This is a genomic window from Erythrobacter sp. EC-HK427 (genome assembly GCF_902498745.1).
Taxonomy (GTDB): Bacteria; Pseudomonadota; Alphaproteobacteria; order Sphingomonadales; family Sphingomonadaceae; genus Alteraurantiacibacter.
Map to the genome: position 1 here is coordinate 116014 of NZ_LR701479.1, position 19561 is coordinate 135574.

Consider the following 19561-nt stretch of genomic DNA (forward strand, 5'->3'; position numbering starts at 1 on the left):
ATGCGCGCGGTGCGCCAGCCGCAGGGCGAAGCGCCCGCTCTGATCGGGCCGAATGCCGTGCTGCAAATGGCCGCAGCGATGGAGCGGCAATTGGGCGCGGAAAGCAGCGCTATCATTCTGGCCACCGCCGGGATTTGCGCTCTCCCCAGCGGGCAATCCATGATCCCCGAACGCGATGCCCTGCAATTGCACCGGGCGCTGTCCGCGCTGTCACCACGCCATGCGCTAACTGTCGCGCGCGAGGCGGGAAGCCGCACTGCCGATTATATCATTGCGCACCGCATCCCCCTGCTCGCCCGCAACCTTCTGCGCTTGCTGCCCGCCCGCTTTGCCGGGCCGCTGCTGATGGCCGCGATCCGGCGACATGCATGGACATTTGTGGGCGCGGGGGCCTTTACCGTTGAGGATGCGTGGTCGTTCAGCATTGACCGAGCTGGCTTGAACGAAGGAGCGGTGCCGCGCACGGCCTATGTTTGGTACGGTGCCGTCTTCTCGCGGCTCTATCAGCAACTGGTGCGAGCAGATTGCGTATGTCGAGAATTGCCCGGCGCTGCGCCGGGTTTGTCCCGCCATGTCTACCGCATCGCACCCTTTGCCGCCTGATCCGCCACGCCCTCCCCCTTCCCCTCTATGGCGTGCTCGCCTAAGGGGCGCGGATGGAAATGTCCGATCTTCGCATCGCGCTGTTCAGCGGGAACTACAATTACGTCCGCGACGGGGCGAACAAGGCGCAGAACCGGCTGGTGGAAACGCTGCTGGCGCATGGCGTGGATGTGCGGGTCTATGCGCCCACAGTGGAGCAGCCCGCCTTTCCGCCGACGGGACCGCTGGTTTCGGTGCCCTCCTTCGCCATTCCGGGGCGCGGCGAATACCGCATTCCGTGGAGCCTTTCGGGCGAGGCGCTGCGCGATCTGGAGGCGTTTGATCCGCACGTCGTCCACATCTCCAGCCCCGACCGCGCCTCGCGGCAGGCGGCGAAATGGGCGAAGGCGCGTGGCAAGCCATTGGTCTGCACCATCCATACGCGGTTCGAAACCTATCCGGAGTTTTACGGGATGGGCTTCCTGCAAGGCGCGGTGGAGGCGTGGCTGCGGCCGCTCTATGCGCAATGCGATCTGCTACTGGTGCCCAGCCCCACGATGGTTCCGGTGCTGAAAGCGCAGCGGATGAACGAGGCGGTGGCGATCTGGTCGCGCGGGGTCGAAAAGACCGTTTTTCATCCAAGCGCGCGCGATCTGGACTGGCGGCGCGGGATCGGCTTGGCGGACGAACCGCCGGTCATCGGCTTCCTCGGGCGGCTGGTGCTGGAAAAAGGTCTGGGCATTTTCGCCGAGGCGCTCACCGAATTGCGCGCGCGTGGCGTGCCGCATCAGGTGATGGTGATAGGCGATGGCCCGGCGCGCGACTGGTTTGCCGAGCGGACGCCCGATGCCGTGTTCACCGGCTTTCAGGGCGGCGCTGATCTGGGCCGCGCGGTCGCCAGCATGGATGTGCTGTTCAACCCCAGCACGACCGAGACTTTCGGCAATGTGACGCTGGAGGCGATGGCTTGCGGCGTGCCGGTGGTCGCCGCGCAGGCGACGGGCAGCAGCGGCTTGCTGGAAGACGGGCGCACCGGCCGGCTGATGCCGCCGGGCAATCCGAAGGGCTTTGCCGACGCGCTGGAGGCCTATTGCCGCGATCCCGCCCTCGCCGCAGCGCATGGCAAGGCCGCCGCGCGCGAAGCGGAGCCTTACGATTGGGAAGCGATCAACCTAGCGGTTGCCGACCAGTATCTCCGCCTGCTGGCAGAGCGCGGTTCAGCGTAGCACGCCTCTGGCCGCCATCGCGCGGGCATACAGCGTCAGGAACAGCATGACGGCGAACACCACCGCGGTCACCACATAGACCATCGAAGGATCCTCCATTCCGGGGATCGGATTGGCCATCCCGTAGGCATTGGACACCACGAAGGCGGTGATCGAGGCGGCGAAAACGGGAAAGGCGAAGCGGTTACGCAAAAGCAGCAGCAATGCGCCCGCAAATCCGCCCCAAACGCCAATCGCCCAGATCGCGTCCAACCAGACAGGAAACGCGTCGAAATAGGCGAGCGCCGCATCGGCATCCACCCCGGCAGGGGCCATCGCCGCTTCGACATGGGCGCGGTCCGCCGATTGCGTCATGAAGTAATCATAGCAGCCGAACGATGTGAACAGCACGGCGACACCGGCCACTGCCCACAAATGCCACGGCGTATGCGGTGTATCAGCTTCCAACATAAAACCCCTCCCCGAGCTTCGCCGGAGAGGGGTATCATGTGTTGCCGGAAAGGCAAATCCGGTAAACGAAGTTACATCCGCTCGATCTTGCGGGCGAGCGCGTCAATCAGGTCAATGATCTGGTCCTGGTCGATTTCTTTCAGCCCGCCTTTGGAGGCTTTGTTCGTCAGCACCGTTGCCAGATTGCCCAGCGAGCGAAACAGATCGGCCGAGGCTTTGGGCTTGGCCCGCTGCGCCCGGCGGCCGAGGCGTTCCCACAAGAGCGCGACTTCATCGGCGCGGTCTTCCAATTCGGCAATCCCGGCGTCGGTCGCCTTGTAGAGCTTGCGCGCATCGTCCGATTCCTCGACCGCGATCACGCCTTCGTCATTGAGCATTTGCAGCGTCGGATAGACGATGCCGGGCGACGGCGAATAGGCGCCTTCGGTCATCTCTTCCAAGGCCTTGATCAGCTCGTATCCGTGGCGTGCCTCCTCGGCCAGCATGGCGAGCAGAACGAGCCGCAGTTCGCCCGAACCGAACATACGGCGGCGCTTTTGCGGCGGGCCGCCAAACGCCTCGTCGACAGCGCGGCGGCGCGGGGAACTACCACGGCGCTGGCCGAAAATGCCGCCGGGGCCGAAAAAGCCCTGCGCGCCAAACGGGCCTTGCGCGCCGAACGGGCCACCCGGGCCGAACGGGCCATCGCGGCCAAACGGGCCGTCTGCACCGAACAGATCGTCGAATTTCACCTTGGCGCGGCGGCTGCGGGGGGAGAAGGCGTCATCCTCGATCTCGATTTCCACTTCGACATCGAAGTCCTCACCCTCCGGAAAATCCGCCTCTGCATCGTCCACCGCTTCCATATCTTCCGGCTCGATCACTTCCTCGGTCGGCGCGGCGGGCTTGCGCGGCTTTGCCGGTTTGCTGGGCTTACGCGGCCTTGCGCCGCGGTCATTGCTTTTGGCCATTGCCATATCTCCATAGGTGTCCCACGGTTAAGATATATCTTAGACCTATCATAACAAGGGGCCGGTGAAAATTTTCGCGCGCCGCTACCCGCTCCCCCGGCCTTCGCCTAAGTCTTGCACCGATGGCCGACCTTTTTGCCGATGATCCGCAGCAAGACCGCTCGCCGGGCGAGCCGCCTGCCGACGCCCCCTTGGCCGACCGGCTGCGCCCGCGCGCGCTGGATGAGGTGATCGGGCAAGAGCATCTCACCGGCCCCGAGGGCGCAATCGGGCGGATGGTCGCGGCGGCCAAGCTTTCCAGCATGATCCTGTGGGGGCCGCCCGGCACCGGCAAGACGAGCATTGCCCGCCTGCTCGCCGATGCGGTGGGGATGCGCTACGAAGCGGTGAGCGCGGTCTTTTCCGGTGTGGCAGACCTGAAAAAAGCCTTCGCCGCTGCCGAGACCGCGCAGAAGATGGGTCAACGCACGCTCCTGTTCGTGGACGAAATCCACCGCTTCAACCGCGCGCAGCAGGATGGCTTCCTGCCCTTTGTGGAGCGCGGCGCGGTGACGCTGGTGGGCGCGACAACCGAGAACCCCAGCTTCGAGTTGAACGCCGCTTTGCTCAGCCGTGCGCAAGTGCTGGTGCTGCAACGGCTCGATGCGGCGGCTTTGGGCAAATTGCTGGAGCGGGCGGAGGAGCTGCAAGGCCCGCTTCCGCTCACGCCCGAAGCGCGCGAGGCGCTGATCGCAACCGCCGATGGCGACGGGCGCTTCCTGCTCAACCAGGCCGAAACGCTCTACAACGCGCAGATCGATGCGCCGCTCGACCCCGCCGACCTTGGCCAGTTCCTGCAACGCCGCGTCGCGGTCTATGACAAGGATCGCGAAGGCCATTACAACCTCATCTCTGCCCTACACAAGGCGGTGCGCGGATCAGACCCGCAGGCGGCGCTGTATTACCTCGCGCGGATGCTGGTGGCGGGGGAAGAGCCGCTGTTCCTCGCGCGGCGGCTGGTGCGCATGGCGGTGGAGGATATCGGCATGGCCGATCCCGCCGCGCTGACCCAGTGCATGGCGGCAAAGGATGCGTATCAATTCCTCGGCAGTCCGGAGGGCGAGCTGGCGCTGGTGCAGGCCTGCATCTACCTCGCCACCGCGCCCAAATCGAATGCCGTGTATATGGCGCAAAAGGCCGCCTATCGCAGCGCGAAGGAAACGGGCAGCCTGATGCCGCCGATGAACATCGTCAATCCGGCAACGGGGATGATGAAGAAGCTCGGCTACGGCGCAGGCTACACTTACGATCACGATACCGAAGAGGGATTTTCGGGCGACGATTACTGGCCGGAGGAGATGGAGCAGCAGGAGTTCTACAAGCCGGTCGAACGCGGATTCGAGCGGAAGGTGCGCGAACGGCTGGATTACTTGGCGCGGCTGCGCGAGGAGCGGCGTGGTTAGGGATTTCGAGCATTTCATCGCCGTCGATTGGTCTGGCGCGCAGGGGGAGTGGCACCGGGCGATCACCATGGCGGTTGCGCACCGCGATGGCGGGCCGCCTGTGCTGGTCGAACGCCGCAAGGGCTGGTCGCGCGAGGAAGTGCTGGCGGTGCTGCGCGATGAAATGCCGGACAATGCGCTGGTCGGGCTCGATCTGGGGATTGCCCTGCCCTTTGCCGATCACGGCGCGTTCTTCCCCGGCTGGGAACGCTCGCCCGCCGATGCGAAGGCGCTCTGGGCGCTGATCGACAGCATTTGCGAAGGCGACCCGCATCTTTCCGCCTCCAGCTTTGTCGATCACCCGCAAGCAAGCGCCTATTTCCGGCGCCATGGCGGGCGCGAGGGTGCGCGGTTTGGAGGCGGCAGAGGCCGCTTCCGCGTTGCCGAAAGCGCGCAGGCGCTGATGGGGTGCAAGCCCTACTCCAACTTCAACCTCGTCGGTGCGGCGCAGGTCGGCAAATCGAGCCTGACCGGAATGCGCGTCTTGCACCGGCTGGAAGGCAAAGTCCCCGTCTGGCCCATAGATCCGCTGCCGCTTGACGGCCCTGTGATCGTGGAGATTTACACCGCGCTGGCAGCGATGGCGGCGGGCCGCAGTGCTTCGCGCAGCAAAATACGCAGCTGGGAAGAGCTTGACGCAGGGCTGGCTCATCTCGGCAGCCCCCCGCTGGGGCGCAGCGGCGGGGTGGACGATCATGCGACCGATGCGCTGGTTTCGGCAGCCTGGCTGCGCAAGGTGGCAGGCGATGTGGCACTATGGTCGCCTGCCGGTCTCACCCCGCTGATTGCCCGCACAGAGGGCTGGACGTTTGGCGCCGCTTAAGGCAAAGGCGCGCCCTGTTGTCGTCCTACCGCTTCGCTGCTTGAGGACAGAATGTGTCGACCAAGCGGGCAAACAACACGCCCTCAAGCAGCGAAGCGGTAGGGCAAACAGAATGCCGGTTTAGCTCAGTTGGTAGAGCAGTTGATTTGTAATCATCAGGCCAGGGGTTCGAATCCTCTAACCGGCACCATCATTTTGAAATCGCGCATCTGCGGGTCGCGCCTTGCGCTCGGGCGCTGACGCGCGCAGTTGTATCCTTAACAACGCACCCGCGCGATTTTCCTCGATGCTGTTCGCTTCGCCGGGACTGCGTTCCGGCTGCGCGGCATCTTCGGGACGGCCGCGTGGCCTCGGGCGCGTCGCGCTGCTCTCCCTCGATAAGTCCCGCTCGTCCTGAGCCTGTCGAAGGACGCTGGCATTGCGCTTGCGTCAGCCAGTAGGCTCAGGAGAGCACCAGCCCCGCTTTTGCCAATTGTGCAATTGCATCGTCTGCGCTCACCTGATCGTCGAACTCGCTCTTGCCCCAGTCAGCGGCCAGTTGTTCGCGGCTGCGGGTGCCGTCCATCAACGACAGGAAATGCCGCGGGCCGGGCGGCATCGTTACCACGCGCATATCGAGCGAGAACAGGATCGGCGCGCCCAGCGCCACCTGTGCACGGACGAGCGCGCTCGCTTCGGGAGCGTCGCCGGGTGCAGTGGTTCCGGGGAATGGCGCCGCATGAAGCTGCACCAGTCCGTTCTGGTATAGCTCCAATACCCCCGCCTGCTTTTCCGCATCCCCGGCAAAACGCGCCAATGGCAGGCGTTCGGGCCATGCCGCCGCCATTTCGCCGAGGAAATCGGCCATCGCCGCATCGTCGATCTCGAACGGCCCTTCCTCATGGACGAATTCGGTTGCGCTTTTCCGCTCCAGCTTGGCGCTGGCGAGCAGGTGGCCGAATGCCGCCGGATCCACCACTCGGCAAGGCGCGCGGCCTTCGCGCACGAACAGGCTCTGGTGGAAAAACGTCACCGCTTCATAATCGCTCGCCTGCGCGGCACGCACAACTTCGGCGTCGTCCAAAGCTTCGCCCGGCAGCCCGTCGGTCACCATTTTGGGCAGCGCATCGTTGAGGAAGGCCAGCCCGTGCGACCCCGCCGCCGAAGCCATCTGCACCAGCGATTGCGGGGCGTAGCATTCGCCCAGTTCGTCATGAAACAGCGAGCCGTCATTCTTCAACGCCATCGGCTCTGCCACTGCGCGAAGGGCCTGCTGGGTCAGCCGCTCGCCCTCGCGCTGGGTGGAGTAGGCCTGCAACACCGCGTGCGCCTTGGCCATGCGCGCATCGCCCTCCAGCCCGTCCAGCGCGTGAAGCAGCATATCGCGCACCGCCATCCGCAGATACCCGCCCGGCTGCGCGTTATAGCTAACAAAGGCGATCCCCTCGGGCGCAAGCACCCGCGCAACCAGCCGCCACATCGCCGCGCGCACCGATTCGGGCACCCAGGCATAGAGGCCGTGCGCGATAATATAGTCGTATTGCCCCTCGGCCCCGTCGGCCCAATCGAGCAAATCCCCCAATACGATATCGACATTGGTCAAGCCTGCCGCCGCGACCACGCGCCGTCCGCGCTCGACTGCGGCAGTGGACAGATCGAAGCTGGTGAAATGCGCCTGCGGCAACCCAGCCGCCATCGCAGCCAGATTGATCCCGTCCCCGCCTGCGATTTCGAGCACGCGGCACGTTTGCGGGTCGGGCGCAGCGAGCCCGTGCAGCGCGGCCAGCGCGGCCAGATGGCTCGGATGGGTGGTGGGATAGCTCGATGCAGGATATTCGACCGCGTCGTAACTCGTAGCCTCGCCCATCGCTTTCCCCTGCTCAAGCCGACGGCGAAGCTAGCCGATCAAATGCCCGGTGTCTTGCCCCTAATCAGCGCCCCACTGCGACGTAGGTGAAGCCATGCGCTTCGACATCGCTGCGGCTGTAGAGATTGCGCAGATCGACCAGCAGCGGCGTTTTGAGGAGGGCCTTCATCTTTTCCAGATCGAGCGCGCGGAAGGTGTCCCACTCGGTCACGATCACTGCTGCATCCGCGCCGTCCAGCGCCTCGTAAGGGCCATCGCAATAGGTGACCTTGTCGAGCACCTTCTTCGCCTGCTCCATGCCCTCGGGATCGTGCGCCTTCACCGTGATGCCCGCATCCTGCAAGGCCTGCACCACGCTGATAGCGGGGCTATCACGCATATCGTCGGTATTGGCTTTGAAGGTCAGGCCCAGCACCGCCACGGTCTTGCCGTGCAACTCACCGCCGCCCATCGCGTTGATGACCTTGCGGCCCATGCTGCGCTTGCGGGTATCGTTGCTCGCCACCACGCTTTCGACAATCCGCAACGGCGCTTCGTAATCCTGCCCGGTCTTGATGAGCGCGAGCGTATCCTTGGGGAAGCACGATCCGCCATAGCCGGGGCCGGGCATCAGGAAGCGGTTGCCGATGCGGGTATCAAGACCGATACCCTTCGCCACATCGCGCACATCCGCGCCGACTTTCTCGCACAAATCGGCAATTTCGTTGATGAAACCGATCTTGGTCGCCAGAAAAGCGTTGGCGGCATATTTGGTCAGCTCCGCCCCGCGCCGGCTCATCGTTACCAGCGGGGATTCGTTGCGGGTGAGCGGGCGGTAGATTTCGCGCAAGACCCGCTCGGCGTGTTCATCATTGACGCCGATGACCACGCGGTCGGGCCGCTTGAAATCGTCGATCGCCGCGCCTTCACGCAGGAATTCGGGGTTGCTGGCGACGGAGAATTCGAGCTCGGGCGCGGTTTCGCGGATGATCCGCTCCACCTCGTCACCCGTGCCCACGGGGACGGTCGACTTGTCGACCACCACCACGCCTGCGGGCAACATCGGTGCCATCTCCTTGGCCGCGGCGTAAACATAGGAGAGGTCGGCATGGCCATCGCCGCGCCGCGAGGGCGTGCCCACTGCGATAAATACCGCATCCGCACCCGGTAGCGCTTCAGCCAGATCGAGCGTGAAGGACAGGCGGCCAGTGGCAAAATTGCGCGCCACCAGTTCGTCCAGCCCGGGCTCGAAAATCGGAATTTCGCCGTTGAGCAGCGCATCGATCTTCGACTGGTCTTTGTCGACGCAGACGACATTGTGCCCGAAATCGGCAAAGCAGGCGCCGGAAACGAGGCCCACATAGCCGGTGCCGATCATTACGATGCGCATAGAAAATCCGTCCTAGCGTGAAAGGTCAGGGGAGCGCCCTACTCCACAGGGCGTTAACAAGACAAGTGCGGCGGCTCAACCGCGCCCACGATAGGGGGCCACGCCCTGATCGGGCAGCCACAAGCCTTCGGGCGGCGCGCCGCTTTGCCAGAACACGTCAATCGGAATGCCGCCGCGCGGATACCAATATCCGCCAATGCGCAGCCAGCGGGGCTGCATCTCGCTGAAGAGGCGTTGGCCGATGCCAACGGTCACATCCTCGTGAAAGCCGTTGTGGTTGCGGAAGGAACCGAGAAATAGCTTCAGGCTCTTGCTCTCCACAATCGTTGCGCCGGGCGCATAATCGATCACCAGATGCGCGAAATCGGGCGCGCCGGTGACGGGGCAGAGCGAGGTGAATTCGGGCACCGCAAAGCGCACTAGATACAGCTCTCCGCCGCGCGGATTGGGCACGTAATCGAGCACCGCCTCCTCTGGCGAGGCGGGGAGCGGAGTCTGCTGGCCGAGAAATTGCGGCTGGCTGTTGGTCGTATCGGTCATGGGCCCTGCCTTTGCCGCGAGAGAGGCCGCGATACAAGCGGGCTTTATCGCCGTGCCATCGCTGCCTATGCTGCCTGCATGAGCGACAATAGCATCGCGCCCGATGATGGCATCACCCGGAGTACGCTGGATCTGGCGTTCGAACCGCTGCGGCTGTCAATCGGCCCGGGCAATGCACGGATGAACTGGCGGCTGACGCTCACCAATGCGGGCGAGGCGCATATTGTCGGCCTGCGGGTGTGGAGCGATCTGGTCAGCACCCGCACCGCCGCGCCGGACAGGGAGGACTTGTCCGGCCCCGATACGATGCAGGCTCGCCTGCACCAGATCAGGATGCTGGCACCGGGAGAGGAGGCGGCGCTTTCGGGCGAATGGCAATTGCCGCGCGACAAGTTTGTGCCGTTTCTGGGCCTCACGCAAAAAATCCTGCCGCTCGTGCGCTTGCGCATGGTCGGCGCGGGGATTTTGCCGACAAGGCAGGCCTATCTGGTCGGCAAGCGAGCGGTGCAGGACGATGCCATGCCCGAAGCTCTCGCTTGCGACGGAGCGTTGCAAGTCCATTCCAGCCTGGTCGCAGCGCCCGTCGGACGCCGGAAGAACCGCGCCGCCATTGCCAGCGAGAGTGACGCCGCCTAGTCCGGTAAGCTATGGATATTCTCGCTTCGACCCAATGGCTGGCAGACCGTCTGGACAACCGCGATTTCGTGATCCTCGATGCGTCGGCGCATTTGCCAGATGCGGGACGCGATGCGGCTGCGGAGTTTGCGCAAGCCCACATTCCGGGTGCGCGCTTCCTCGATCTCAAAGGCCTGTACGATCCCGATAGTCCGGTACCCGCGGCCATTCCGACACGCGCGCAAGTCGAAGCACGGCTGGGCGCGTTGGGCGTCTCAAATGGCAGCGCGATTGTGCTGTATGACAATTCGGCCCTACGCTCTGCCGCGCGGGCGTGGTTTATCCTGCGCCGCTACGGCATCGGCCCGCTCCACGTGCTCGATGGCGGAATGCAGAAATGGCAGGCAGAGGGATATCCGGTCGAGAGCGGCGAAGTGACCGCCGAACCAGCCCGTTTCACCACCAGCGGCGGGACGGGAGAAGTGCGGTTCAAGGCAGATATGCTCGCCAATATCGACAGCCGTTCCGAGCAGGTGGTCGATGCGCGCGGCGCAGCGCGGTTTCGCGGCGAGGAGGGCGATTTCCGCCCCGGTGTTGCTGCTGGCCACATTCCCGGCGCGCGCAATCTGCCTTTCGGCGACGTGCTGAACGCGGACAGCACGTTCAAGGATGCGGAGGGCATTCGCGCCGCCTTTACGGGCGCAGGCATCGATCTCGACGCGCCTGTGACTGCCACTTGCGGCAGCGGCATCACCGCCTCTGTTCTGCTGCTGGCGCTGCATCTCACCGGCAAGGACGGCGCGCTGTATGATGGCAGCTGGAGCGAATGGGGCGCAGACCCCTCGCTACCGGTGGCAACAGGAGACGCGGATTGAGCGAGGACACGCACAAACCTGCCACAAGGCTGGTCGAAGTCGGGCGGCGCAAGCAATGGACACGCGTTGAAGGCCAGCCGGGCGGCGTGGTCAATCCGCCGGTCTGGCGCAGCAGCACGCATTTGTATGACAGCACCGCCGATCTGGCGCAGGGCCGCCCCAACGCAGACGGGCATTTCTATTACGGAAGGCGCGGCGGGCCGACGCAATGGGCGCTGGCAGAGGCGCTGACCGCGCTCGAACCGGGCGCGGATGGCACCGAACTGTTTCCCAGCGGCGTCGCGGCGATCAGCTGCACGCTGATGGCGCTGCTGCGCCCCGGCGACGAATTGCTGTTCGCCGACAATGCCTACGAGCCCACCCGCACGGCGGCCTTGGGCCTGCTCAAACGCTTCGACATTTCAGCGCGCGCCTTCGATCCGCTCGATGTGGATGGTTTCGCCCAAGCCATCGGCCCTGCCACCAAACTCGTGATGCTGGAAAACCCCGGCAGTCTGACGATGGAAGTGTGCGATATTCCCGCCCTCACCGCGATTGCGCGCGAGAAGGGCGTGCTGTCGGTAATCGACAACACCTGGGCCTCGCCGCTGGGATTTCCGGCGCTGGAGCGGGGCTGCGATGTTTCGGTGATGAGCCTCACCAAACACGTGGGCGGGCATTCCGACCTAATGATGGGCAGCGCCTCGGCCAAGCAACCGCTTATCGAGCGCATCCGCAACCACGCGCAGTTTCTGGGGCAAGTCGTCTCGCCCGACGATGCCGCGCTGGCCCTGCGCGGCCTCAGGACAATGGGCGTGCGGCTTGAGCAATCGACGAAAAGTGCACTTGCAGTGGCCGACTGGCTGCAAAGCCGCTCTGAAGTCGCCTCCGTCCTCTGCCCCATGCTGCCCGGCGCGCCGGGCTATGACATCTGGCAGCGCGATTTCTCCGGCGGCTGCGGGCTGTTCAGCTTCACCTTGCGCGATGCCGATGTGAGGGCGCGCGCCCGTTTCCTCGATAGTTTGGAACTCTTCGGCATCGGATTTAGTTGGGGTGGGTATGAAAGTCTGGCGATCCCGGTCGATCCTGCCCGGGTGCGCGATTTCAATGCTTGGCCGAGTGACGCCGACGCCGGAAGCGGCCTTGGTGTGCGGCTGAGCATCGGGCTGGAAGACCCCGGCGATCTGATCCGCGACCTGACCCGCGCCTTCGCCGCCATGGAGACGTAATGTGACTGCACCCACCGCCGCCCCCGCTACCGAGCCAGCCGCCGAACTAACCGAAGCGACGCCCGATAGCGGGACTGAGACGACAGCGGCAGAACCAGCCGCCGCTCCGGTTGAGGCGAGTCCCGAACCAGCCAGTGCGGCAGAGGAAGCTGTCTCCGGCGCGGACGCTATCGCGGACTCGGTGTCCGACAGTTCGGCGACGCTGGGGGGTATGATCGAGCAGCTCGACGCTTGGGGCTTTACCGTCGCCGATACGCGCTTTTCGGTGTGGACACTGCTGGTTGTCATCCTGGTGGTGGTCGGCGTGTTCCTGTTTGCGCGCATCAGCACGCGGCTCGCCAAATCGGGACTGAAACGCGCCACCAGGCTCGACGTGTCGCAGCGGCTCTTGGCGGAGAAGATCCTCACAGTCGCGCTGTGGGCTGTCGCCATCCTGATCGGGATCGACATTCTCGGCATCGACTTGACGGCGCTCGCGGTCTTTTCTGGCGCGTTCGGCCTTGCCATCGGCTTCGGCCTGCAAAAGACCTTCGGCAATTTGATCGCGGGGATCATCCTCCTGATGGACAAGTCGATCAAGCCGGGGGACGTGATCGCGATTGCCGATCAGGCGGGCAATGAAACCTTCGGACAAATCCGCAAAATCGGCATCCGCGCCGTCTCCATCACCACGCGGGATGAACGCGAATATCTGATTCCCAACGAAAACCTGATGGTCAATCAAGTGGAGAACTGGTCCTATTCCAGCCGCAAGGTGCGGATGCAGGTGCATGTCGGCATCGGTTATGGCTGCGATCAGAAGCTGGCGCAGACACTGATGCTGGAAGCGGCGGCGAGCTGCAAACGGGTCCTCGAAACCCCCAAGCCGACCGTGTGGATGGCCGAATATGGCGACAACAGCGTCAATTACACCATCCATTGCTGGATCGAAGACCCGGAAATGGGCGTCGGCAATGTCCGTTCCGAAGTGCTCAACCGGTTGTGGGATCTTTTCCAGGAAAACGGCATCGAAATCCCCTACCCGCAGCGCGACCTCAATCTGCGCGACAATGCACAGTTCCAGCAATTGGTGGCAGCGATTTCGCAGCGGGTGGAAGCCAAGCGCGAGCCGGGCGAGTAAAGTTCACCTTCGCCCCCGGCAAAGCATTCTCGTTGGCGCTGGCGGCGCGATGCGGCCATCTGGGCCGCCATGCAAAAAGGCACAATATACCTCGTTGGCGCAGGGCCGGGCGATCCCGACCTGCTGACCCTGCGCGCGGCGCGGCTGATAGAACGCGCCGGATTGATCGTGCATGACGGGCTGGTCGATCCCGCCATCCTCGCCCTCGCCCGCCCCGATGCGGAGCTGGTCTCGGTCGCCAAGCAACGCGCGCGGCATACTCTGCCGCAGGAGGAGATCAACGGGCTGCTGGTGCGCGAAGCACTCAAAGGCCGCGATGTCGTTCGCCTCAAAGGCGGCGATCCGTTCATTTTCGGGCGCGGCGGGGAAGAGATGGAAGACGCGCAAGCCGCCGGTGTGCGGGTGGAGATCGTCCCCGGCATTTCCTCCGCCAATGGTGCCGCGGCTGCTGCGGGCATCCCCCTCACCCACCGCGATAGCGCGAGCATCGTCAGCTTCGTCGCCGGCCAATGCAAGGGCCTGTCCGAACAGGACTGGTCGGGCCTCGCAGGCGTCGGCCGCACGCTGGTGATCTATATGGGCGTCAAAACCGCTGGGCAGATCGCCGAAAAGCTGATGGCCGACGGCCTTGCGCCCGATATGCCGCTGGCGGTGATCGAGAACGCCTGCCGCCCCGAAATGCGCGTGCTGCGCGGGCCATTGGCGGCCTTGCCCGATCTGGTGGAAGCCGAGCAGGTGCAAAGCCCTGCGCTGATCGTGATCGGCGATGTGACGGCGCGCGCCAATGCCGCCGTCGCGGCTGTCGCTTCGGAGTATGCCTTGTGAAAATCCTCACCGGAAATGATCTCAAAACCGGCGCGGTCGTGTGGTGGAACGGCCAGGGCTGGTCGCTCCATATCGCCGATGCCGTTGATGCAGGCGAGCACGCCGCCGATATCCTCGCCGCCGAGGAGAGCGCGCGCCGTGTCAACGCTTCCTACGCCATCGATGCGGAGTTGACCGATGACGGCCCGCGCCCCGCGCACATCAAGGATCGGGTGCGCGCCCTTGGCCCGACGGTGCGGCCCGATCTTGGCTACAAAGCCGCCGCCGAGCGCGGCTGGGACTGGGTGATCTGATGTATATTTATGACCAATATGACCAGGCGATGGTCGATGCCCGTGTCGCGGAGTTCCGCGATCAGGCGCGCCGTCGGCTCGAAGGCAGACTGAGCGAAGACCAGTTCAAGCCGCTGCGGCTGATGAACGGGCTCTACCTGCAACTCCACGCCTATATGCTGCGCGTCGCCATCCCCTATGGCACGCTGTCGAGCCGCCAGATGCACGCACTCGCCGACATCGCGGACACATACGACAAGGGCTACGGCCACTTCACGACGCGGCAGAATATCCAGTACAACTGGATCAAGCTGGAGGATGCGGGCGACATCTTGGCCGATCTCGCCGAGGTGGAAATGCACGCCATCCAGACGAGCGGGAATTGCATCCGCAATATTTCCTCCGACCATTTCGCGGGCGCGGCAGCGGACGAGCGGGTTGACCCTCGCCCCTATGCCGAATTGCTGCGCCAATGGTCGAGCCTCCACCCCGAATTCAGTTACCTGCCGCGCAAGTTCAAGATCGCGGTGATCGCGTCGGACAAGGATCGCGCGGCGATGCGGCTGCACGATATCGGCATCAATATCGTCCGCAATGATAGCGGCGAATTGGGCGCGGCCTTCTATGTCGGTGGCGGCATGGGGCGCACCCCGATGATCGCTCCGCTGATCCGCGACTTCGTCCCGCTCGACCAGTTGGTGACCTACGCCGAGGCCTGTTTGCGCGTCTACAACCGCTACGGGCGGCGCGACAACAAGTACAAGGCGCGCATCAAAATCCTCGTCCATGAACTGGGCGCGGACGAATATGCGCGGCAGGTGGAGGCCGAATTCGCGCATCTGCTGGATCAGGGCGTCGAACCACCGTTGGCCGAGCTAGAGCGGATCAAGGGGTATTTCGAGCTTCCCGAACCCCTCCGTCATCCCCGCGAAGGCGGGGACCCCGCTGCCTTTGCGCAGCGGATCGAAGCAAAGCTGGATTCCCGCCTTCGCGGGAATGACGGCTTTGCGAAATGGGCGCGGCGCAATCTCAACCCCCACCATCATCCGGATTACACCTCCGCCGTCATCAGCCTCAAGCCCGTCGGCGGCATTCCCGGCGATGCGACGGCAGAGCAAATGCACCTGATGGCGGAACTCGCCCGCGAATACAGTTTCGATGAATGCCGCGTCATGCACACGCAGAATATCGTGCTGCCCCATGTCGAAATCGCCCGCCTTCCCGAACTCTACGCAAAGCTGTACGCAGCGGGCCTCGGTACGCCCAATCTTGACCAGGTGGACGATATTATCGCCTGCCCCGGCCTCGATTATTGCAGCCTCGCCAATGCCCGCTCCATCCCCATAGCGCAGAATATCTCGCGGCGGTTTGCGGAGACCGGCAAGGGCGATGTGCTGGGCGAATTGAAGCTCAAAATCTCCGGCTGCATCAATGCCTGCGGGCATCACCATGCGGGCCATATCGGCATTCTGGGCGTCGACAAGAAGGGCGTCGAGAATTACCAGCTGCTGCTCGGCGGGAGCGAGGCGGAGGACGTTTCGCTCGCCAAGATCACAGGCCCCGGCTTTGACGAGGCGGGGATTGTCGATGCGGTCGAAAAGGTCACCGACACCTATCTGGCCGAACGGCAGGAGGGCGAACGCTTCCTCGATACCTATCGCCGCCTCGGCATGGCTCCGTTCAAGGAGGCGCTCTATGGTTGATCCCGTCCTCGGCACCGGCCCCGATGCCGTGCAGCTGCGCTTCCGTGATGATCCGGTGGCGGACGGCGCGCAGGTGACTGTCGACTCGTTCCTCGAACAAGAGGACGCCTCCGCCGTGCGGATCGAACCGGGCGATGATGCGCGCGCGCTTCTGCCGCATCTGGCGCGGCTGCAACTGGTCGAGGTGAACTTCCCCGTGTTTGGCGACGGGCGCGGCTATTCCGCCGCCCGCTTGCTGCGCGAACACGGCTATACCGGCGAAATCCGCGCGGTGGGCGATGTCGGGGTAGACCAGATCGCCCATATGCGCCGCTGCGGGTTCGACGCCTTTGCGCCCGACAAACCGCTCGACGAAGCCGATGTCGCAGCGGCATTGGCGCGTTTTCCGGCCGTCTATCAGCCGACCACAGATGGCGCGGTTCCGATCTGGACGCTGCGTCATGGCTGAGGCTGTTCGCCGCTTGGATGTGATCGACACCGCCCCTGCGTTTATGCAGGCGGATGCGGACGCGCTGAATGCGCGGTTCGAAGGTGTCGAGACGCTTACCATGCTGCGCGCGCTGTTTGCCGAAGGCACGCTGGGCCGCGTTGCCGTCGTTTCCAGCTTCGGCACCGAAAGCGCGGTGCTGCTCGATCTGGTCGCCCGTGCTGACCGGAGCATTCCGGTGATTTTCGTCGATACGCTGAAGATGTTTCCCGAAACGCTAGCCTATCGCGAGACGCTGATCGCGCGGCTGGGCATCGAGAATGCCGACGTCGTGACCCCAAACGAGGACACACTTCGCGCCAAGGACGAAACGGGTCTGCGCTGGTCATACGATCCCGATGGCTGCTGCGCGATCCGCAAGGTGGAGCCTTTGGCGCGCGCCAAGGCCTGGCTCGATGCGTGGATCTCGGGACGCAAGGCGTTCCAATCGGTCACGCGACAGAACATTCCGCGTTTTGAAGTCGAGGACGGGCGGTTGAAGCTCAACCCGCTGGGGGATTGGGTGAAGGCCGATCTCGACGCCTATTTCGAAGAGCGCAATTTGCCGCGCCATCCGCGGGAAGCGAAGGGCTTCCTCTCGGTCGGCTGCGCGCCTTGCACATCCCCAGTGGCACCGGGCGAAGACCCGCGCGCGGGCCGCTGGCGCGGTTGGGACAAAACCGAATGCGGCATCCACACCGACAGTGGTGGCACATCGCAGGCAAGTGACCTGCCGCCGGGTTACGAGCCCTTCCTGTAAGGTTGCTCGCTCACCAGCTGAGTTCGGGCGTATAGCCGTCGCGGCTTTCGCCGGGTGTGACGAAGCGCGCACCGACAATATGGATCGCCGCTTTGCGCAAATCAGGATTGCCGAGGCCGGGGATATATAGCTGTTCGAACAGGCCATCCGAATACAGCCCTGGGTCAATGCGGGATATGACGCCATAGACATTGACGCTTTCGGCCACCGCACCTTCGCCCCGGAACGCCGAAAGCGGCTGCTTCACGCTCGCCTGCACCAGCATTGTCATCCCAAGCTCGCCGCCCCAATCGGTGGGCACGCCGCACATCAGCCGGGCCATGGCCGCGATTCCACCGCCCTTGCGATCCGCCATCTGTTCAACCTGCGCGTAATTCTCCCAGTCGAGCCACCAATTGCCGCTGGCCACCCGGCTGGCATCGGGCGCGATTCCAAAACGCAGTATCTTGGTGCCCGCCGCGATTTCCACCCGGCGCGGATTGCGGATGCCGCCGGTCATTTCGTCGCTGTGCTTGGCTGGATTGAGCGTTACGTTGCCGCCCGCGACTTCGCGCAGCGCCTCTGCCCGCTGAAGATATTGTGCATTGATCGTCGCCACTGCCATCCTCCGCCCACGCGTGCCACAAGGATGCGTCCCGTCCGGCCTCTAACCGGGCCGTGAAACCCAGCTTGCGTTGCGAATCGGCGCGAGTCCAGCGCAAAAATCGTGCGGCTCAAGCGTGCAATCCTAGCTCGCGCGCAGCAGCAGGCCGTAGGCGACCAGCGTGTCGATCACATCGTTCAGCTCTTCGCTATCGCTGACGCTGAAATCGCTTTTGCGCATCGATCCTGCGGCGATTTTCTCGCGCAGCTGATCCGCCAATTCGTCGCTCATCGGAATGCTAGCGCCCGACAGCACGATCTGCTGTTCGATCCCGCCATCTTCGTTCGGTGCCGCTTCGAAGCTGAACAGGATATGCTCGCGGATCGTGAGCAGATCGTCCGGCCCAATGCCGTTGGCGAGCGATAGCAGCGCGCCCCGCAGACGCGGCCCCTGACCGCGCACGAAATTGCCCGAAAACGCGGCCAAAGTCGCATCAAAGCTCGCCTTCTCAGCCAACTCGTTCACCAGATGGCGAAAGGTCTGCGCATGGCGCTCGGTCACTTCGCCGCCTTCGAAAAACAGGTCGCGCGGCAGCGAGTGGCGCATTTCGGGGATGCGCAAGCTGGCCTCGGCCATCGCCTCCAGCATGAATTCCGCCCAGGTCTGCACCAGAATGCCGACAGTGATATGGAGGCTAGGCTCGTCGCCGTGATTGGGCGCGCGGTGCGCGGTGCCGCGCGGAACGTAGAGACACTCGCCGGGGTTGAGGACAAACTTTTCCTTCAAGTCGCCCGTATCGTGCACACCCTTGCGGAAGCTCTCGCCTTTGAAAGGTAGCCCATCGCGGTCGCCATAGATTTCCCATTCCTTCGCGCCGGAAATCTGGATCACGAAGACATCGTGATCGTCGTAATGCACGCCGAAGCCGTGGGCACTGGGCGGTGTGAGATAGATATTGGTCTGGATGCGCGCGCCGAATTGCCGCTCCAGCGCGAGGCAGAACTGGTAGAGCTTGCCATCGGCCAGATGCAGCTGCGGCAGGACGATCGTGGCGCCGTCACGGAAATTGTCGAGCACCGATCCGCGATCGACCACGCCATTGGCAAAGGTATATTCGGTTTCGGGCAGCCCTTCGCCCGATTTCGCCATGCTGATCGATGTCGGCGGCAATTCGCTGTCGGAGAGGATCTCGTCTATGCGGTCAAGGCTCAGCAAAGCAGCCGCGGCCTCGCTCTTCTGCGGCTTGCGGAAATGTCTGCGCTCGTAATATTCGGCGAAGAATTCATCTGCCGAAAGCGGTGCAATCATCATCGCCAGCGCATCTTGCGCCGAAGTATCGAGGCTCATTTTTCCATTCCGGTTTCAGGTGCCAGAAACAGATCGGGGGCCAGCGATGCCAGCCCCCGATATGGTTTTCAGTGAATGCGCGAGGTTACGCGCAGGAACCGCGGCCACGGCCACGACCGGCACGGTCGCTATCGTCCGCGTCGGTCACGCCTGTGCGGCCATAACCGGCCTGGTCGTTCGGATCGCTATCGCTGGTGCCGTTGCTGGCGCCGCGACCACGGCCACCGCAATCGCTGTTCGCGCCGCTATCCGAATCGGTGACGCCCGAGGAGCCGCGGCCATAGCCGGCCCGGTCATTGGCGTCGGAATCAGTCAGGCCCGTACGTCCGTAACCGGCTTGGTCATTCGGATCGCTGTCGGTGCGGCCGGTGCGCGCCTGCTGCGCAATGGCCGGAACGGCGATAACAGTCGCCGCCGCTGCGCCCGTAATCAGGCCCACAAACGAACGACGCGATACGGGCTTTGCTCTTTTTGCCATACGAAAATCCCCCAACTTATGCCCCGGCGTCCCTGCCGAAGG

21 protein-coding genes and 1 tRNA gene are annotated in these 19561 nt (G+C 64.1%); 14 read left to right on the forward strand and 8 right to left on the reverse strand.

What is annotated here, in order from left to right:
• A complete protein-coding gene (gene bchJ / locus GC121_RS00625; RefSeq protein WP_199857688.1) occupies window positions 1-603 on the forward strand; it encodes a bacteriochlorophyll 4-vinyl reductase in 603 nt (200 codons plus the stop codon).
• A gap of 53 nt (window positions 604-656) precedes the next feature.
• Complete coding sequence (locus GC121_RS00630) at window positions 657-1808, forward strand: glycosyltransferase family 1 protein (RefSeq protein WP_151972132.1); 1152 nt, start codon at window positions 657-659, stop codon at window positions 1806-1808.
• Here GC121_RS00630 and GC121_RS00635 read toward each other — a convergent pair.
• Window positions 1800-2258, reverse strand: a complete 459-nt coding sequence (locus GC121_RS00635) for a hypothetical protein (RefSeq protein WP_151972134.1) — start codon at window positions 2256-2258, stop codon at window positions 1800-1802. The two genes, GC121_RS00630 and GC121_RS00635, sit on opposite strands and share 9 nt — an antisense overlap.
• 71 nt (window positions 2259-2329) lie before the next feature.
• Window positions 2330-3208: a PadR family transcriptional regulator gene (locus tag GC121_RS00640; RefSeq protein WP_234421043.1), complete on the reverse strand. Its 879-nt coding sequence runs from the start codon at window positions 3206-3208 to the stop codon at window positions 2330-2332.
• Between the two features lie 122 nt (window positions 3209-3330).
• On the opposite strand from GC121_RS00640, the gene GC121_RS00645 reads away from it, so the two are divergent.
• The 3 genes from GC121_RS00645 to GC121_RS00655 all read left to right on the forward strand — a co-directional run bounded on the left by GC121_RS00645 (window position 3331) and on the right by GC121_RS00655 (window position 5702).
• Window positions 3331-4650, forward strand: coding sequence for a replication-associated recombination protein A (locus tag GC121_RS00645; protein WP_151972136.1), 1320 nt, complete (start codon window positions 3331-3333; stop codon window positions 4648-4650).
• Window positions 4643-5512 (forward strand): hypothetical protein, encoded by an 870-nt coding sequence (locus GC121_RS00650; protein ID WP_151972138.1) that lies wholly within the window; start codon window positions 4643-4645, stop codon window positions 5510-5512. Before GC121_RS00645 ends, GC121_RS00650 begins: the two co-directional genes overlap by 8 nt.
• A gap of 114 nt (window positions 5513-5626) precedes the next feature.
• Window positions 5627-5702, forward strand: a tRNA-Thr gene (locus tag GC121_RS00655).
• Window positions 5703-5954: 252 nt separating this feature from the next.
• Here the strand turns inward: GC121_RS00655 and GC121_RS00660 are convergent.
• From GC121_RS00660 to queF, 3 genes are all read right to left on the reverse strand, one after another.
• Window positions 5955-7358 carry a class I SAM-dependent methyltransferase gene (locus tag GC121_RS00660; protein ID WP_151972140.1) on the reverse strand — a complete coding sequence of 468 codons (1404 nt, stop codon included), beginning with the start codon at window positions 7356-7358 and terminating at the stop codon, window positions 5955-5957.
• 64 nt (window positions 7359-7422) lie between these two features.
• Window positions 7423-8727, reverse strand: coding sequence for a UDP-glucose/GDP-mannose dehydrogenase family protein (locus GC121_RS00665; RefSeq protein WP_151972142.1), 1305 nt, complete (start codon window positions 8725-8727; stop codon window positions 7423-7425).
• 75 nt (window positions 8728-8802) lie between these two features.
• Window positions 8803-9267 (reverse strand): preQ(1) synthase, encoded by a 465-nt coding sequence (gene queF / locus GC121_RS00670; protein WP_151972144.1) that lies wholly within the window; start codon window positions 9265-9267, stop codon window positions 8803-8805.
• 78 nt (window positions 9268-9345) lie between these two features.
• On the opposite strand from queF, the gene GC121_RS00675 reads away from it, so the two are divergent.
• From GC121_RS00675 to GC121_RS00715, 9 genes are all read left to right on the forward strand, one after another.
• The gene (locus tag GC121_RS00675; protein ID WP_151972146.1) at window positions 9346-9903 is read left to right on the forward strand and encodes a hypothetical protein; all 558 of its coding nucleotides are present in this window, start codon (window positions 9346-9348) and stop codon (window positions 9901-9903) included.
• Window positions 9904-9914: 11 nt separating this feature from the next.
• On the forward strand, window positions 9915-10757 hold the full coding sequence (locus GC121_RS00680) for a sulfurtransferase (protein ID WP_151972148.1): 843 nt from the start codon (window positions 9915-9917) through the stop codon (window positions 10755-10757).
• Complete coding sequence (metC, locus tag GC121_RS00685; RefSeq protein ID WP_151972150.1) at window positions 10709-11965, forward strand: cystathionine beta-lyase; 1257 nt, start codon at window positions 10709-10711, stop codon at window positions 11963-11965. The genes GC121_RS00680 and metC overlap by 49 nt, the downstream gene beginning before the upstream one ends.
• 1 nt (window position 11966) lies before the next feature.
• Complete coding sequence (locus GC121_RS00690; protein ID WP_151972152.1) at window positions 11967-13085, forward strand: mechanosensitive ion channel family protein; 1119 nt, start codon at window positions 11967-11969, stop codon at window positions 13083-13085.
• Window positions 13086-13154: 69 nt separating this feature from the next.
• Complete coding sequence (cobA, locus tag GC121_RS00695) at window positions 13155-13910, forward strand: uroporphyrinogen-III C-methyltransferase (RefSeq protein ID WP_151972154.1); 756 nt, start codon at window positions 13155-13157, stop codon at window positions 13908-13910.
• Window positions 13907-14203, forward strand: a complete 297-nt coding sequence (locus tag GC121_RS00700; protein WP_151972156.1) for a DUF2849 domain-containing protein — start codon at window positions 13907-13909, stop codon at window positions 14201-14203. The genes cobA and GC121_RS00700 overlap by 4 nt, the downstream gene beginning before the upstream one ends.
• Window positions 14203-15885: a nitrite/sulfite reductase gene (locus GC121_RS00705; protein ID WP_151972158.1), complete on the forward strand. Its 1683-nt coding sequence runs from the start codon at window positions 14203-14205 to the stop codon at window positions 15883-15885. Before GC121_RS00700 ends, GC121_RS00705 begins: the two co-directional genes overlap by 1 nt.
• Window positions 15878-16333 carry a DUF934 domain-containing protein gene (locus tag GC121_RS00710; RefSeq protein ID WP_151972160.1) on the forward strand — a complete coding sequence of 152 codons (456 nt, stop codon included), beginning with the start codon at window positions 15878-15880 and terminating at the stop codon, window positions 16331-16333. Before GC121_RS00705 ends, GC121_RS00710 begins: the two co-directional genes overlap by 8 nt.
• Window positions 16326-17111, forward strand: a complete 786-nt coding sequence (locus GC121_RS00715; protein ID WP_151972162.1) for a phosphoadenylyl-sulfate reductase — start codon at window positions 16326-16328, stop codon at window positions 17109-17111. The genes GC121_RS00710 and GC121_RS00715 overlap by 8 nt, the downstream gene beginning before the upstream one ends.
• A 10-nt stretch (window positions 17112-17121) precedes the next feature.
• Here the strand turns inward: GC121_RS00715 and GC121_RS00720 are convergent, their stop codons facing one another.
• The 3 genes from GC121_RS00720 to GC121_RS00730 all read right to left on the reverse strand — a co-directional run bounded on the left by GC121_RS00720 (window position 17122) and on the right by GC121_RS00730 (window position 19519).
• A complete protein-coding gene (locus tag GC121_RS00720; protein WP_151972164.1) occupies window positions 17122-17709 on the reverse strand; it encodes a hypothetical protein in 588 nt (195 codons plus the stop codon).
• A 129-nt stretch (window positions 17710-17838) separates the two neighbouring features.
• Complete coding sequence (locus tag GC121_RS00725) at window positions 17839-19041, reverse strand: cupin domain-containing protein (protein ID WP_151972166.1); 1203 nt, start codon at window positions 19039-19041, stop codon at window positions 17839-17841.
• An 85-nt stretch (window positions 19042-19126) separates the two neighbouring features.
• Window positions 19127-19519, reverse strand: a complete 393-nt coding sequence (locus GC121_RS00730; RefSeq protein WP_151972168.1) for a hypothetical protein — start codon at window positions 19517-19519, stop codon at window positions 19127-19129.
• Window positions 19520-19561 lie beyond the last annotated feature (42 nt).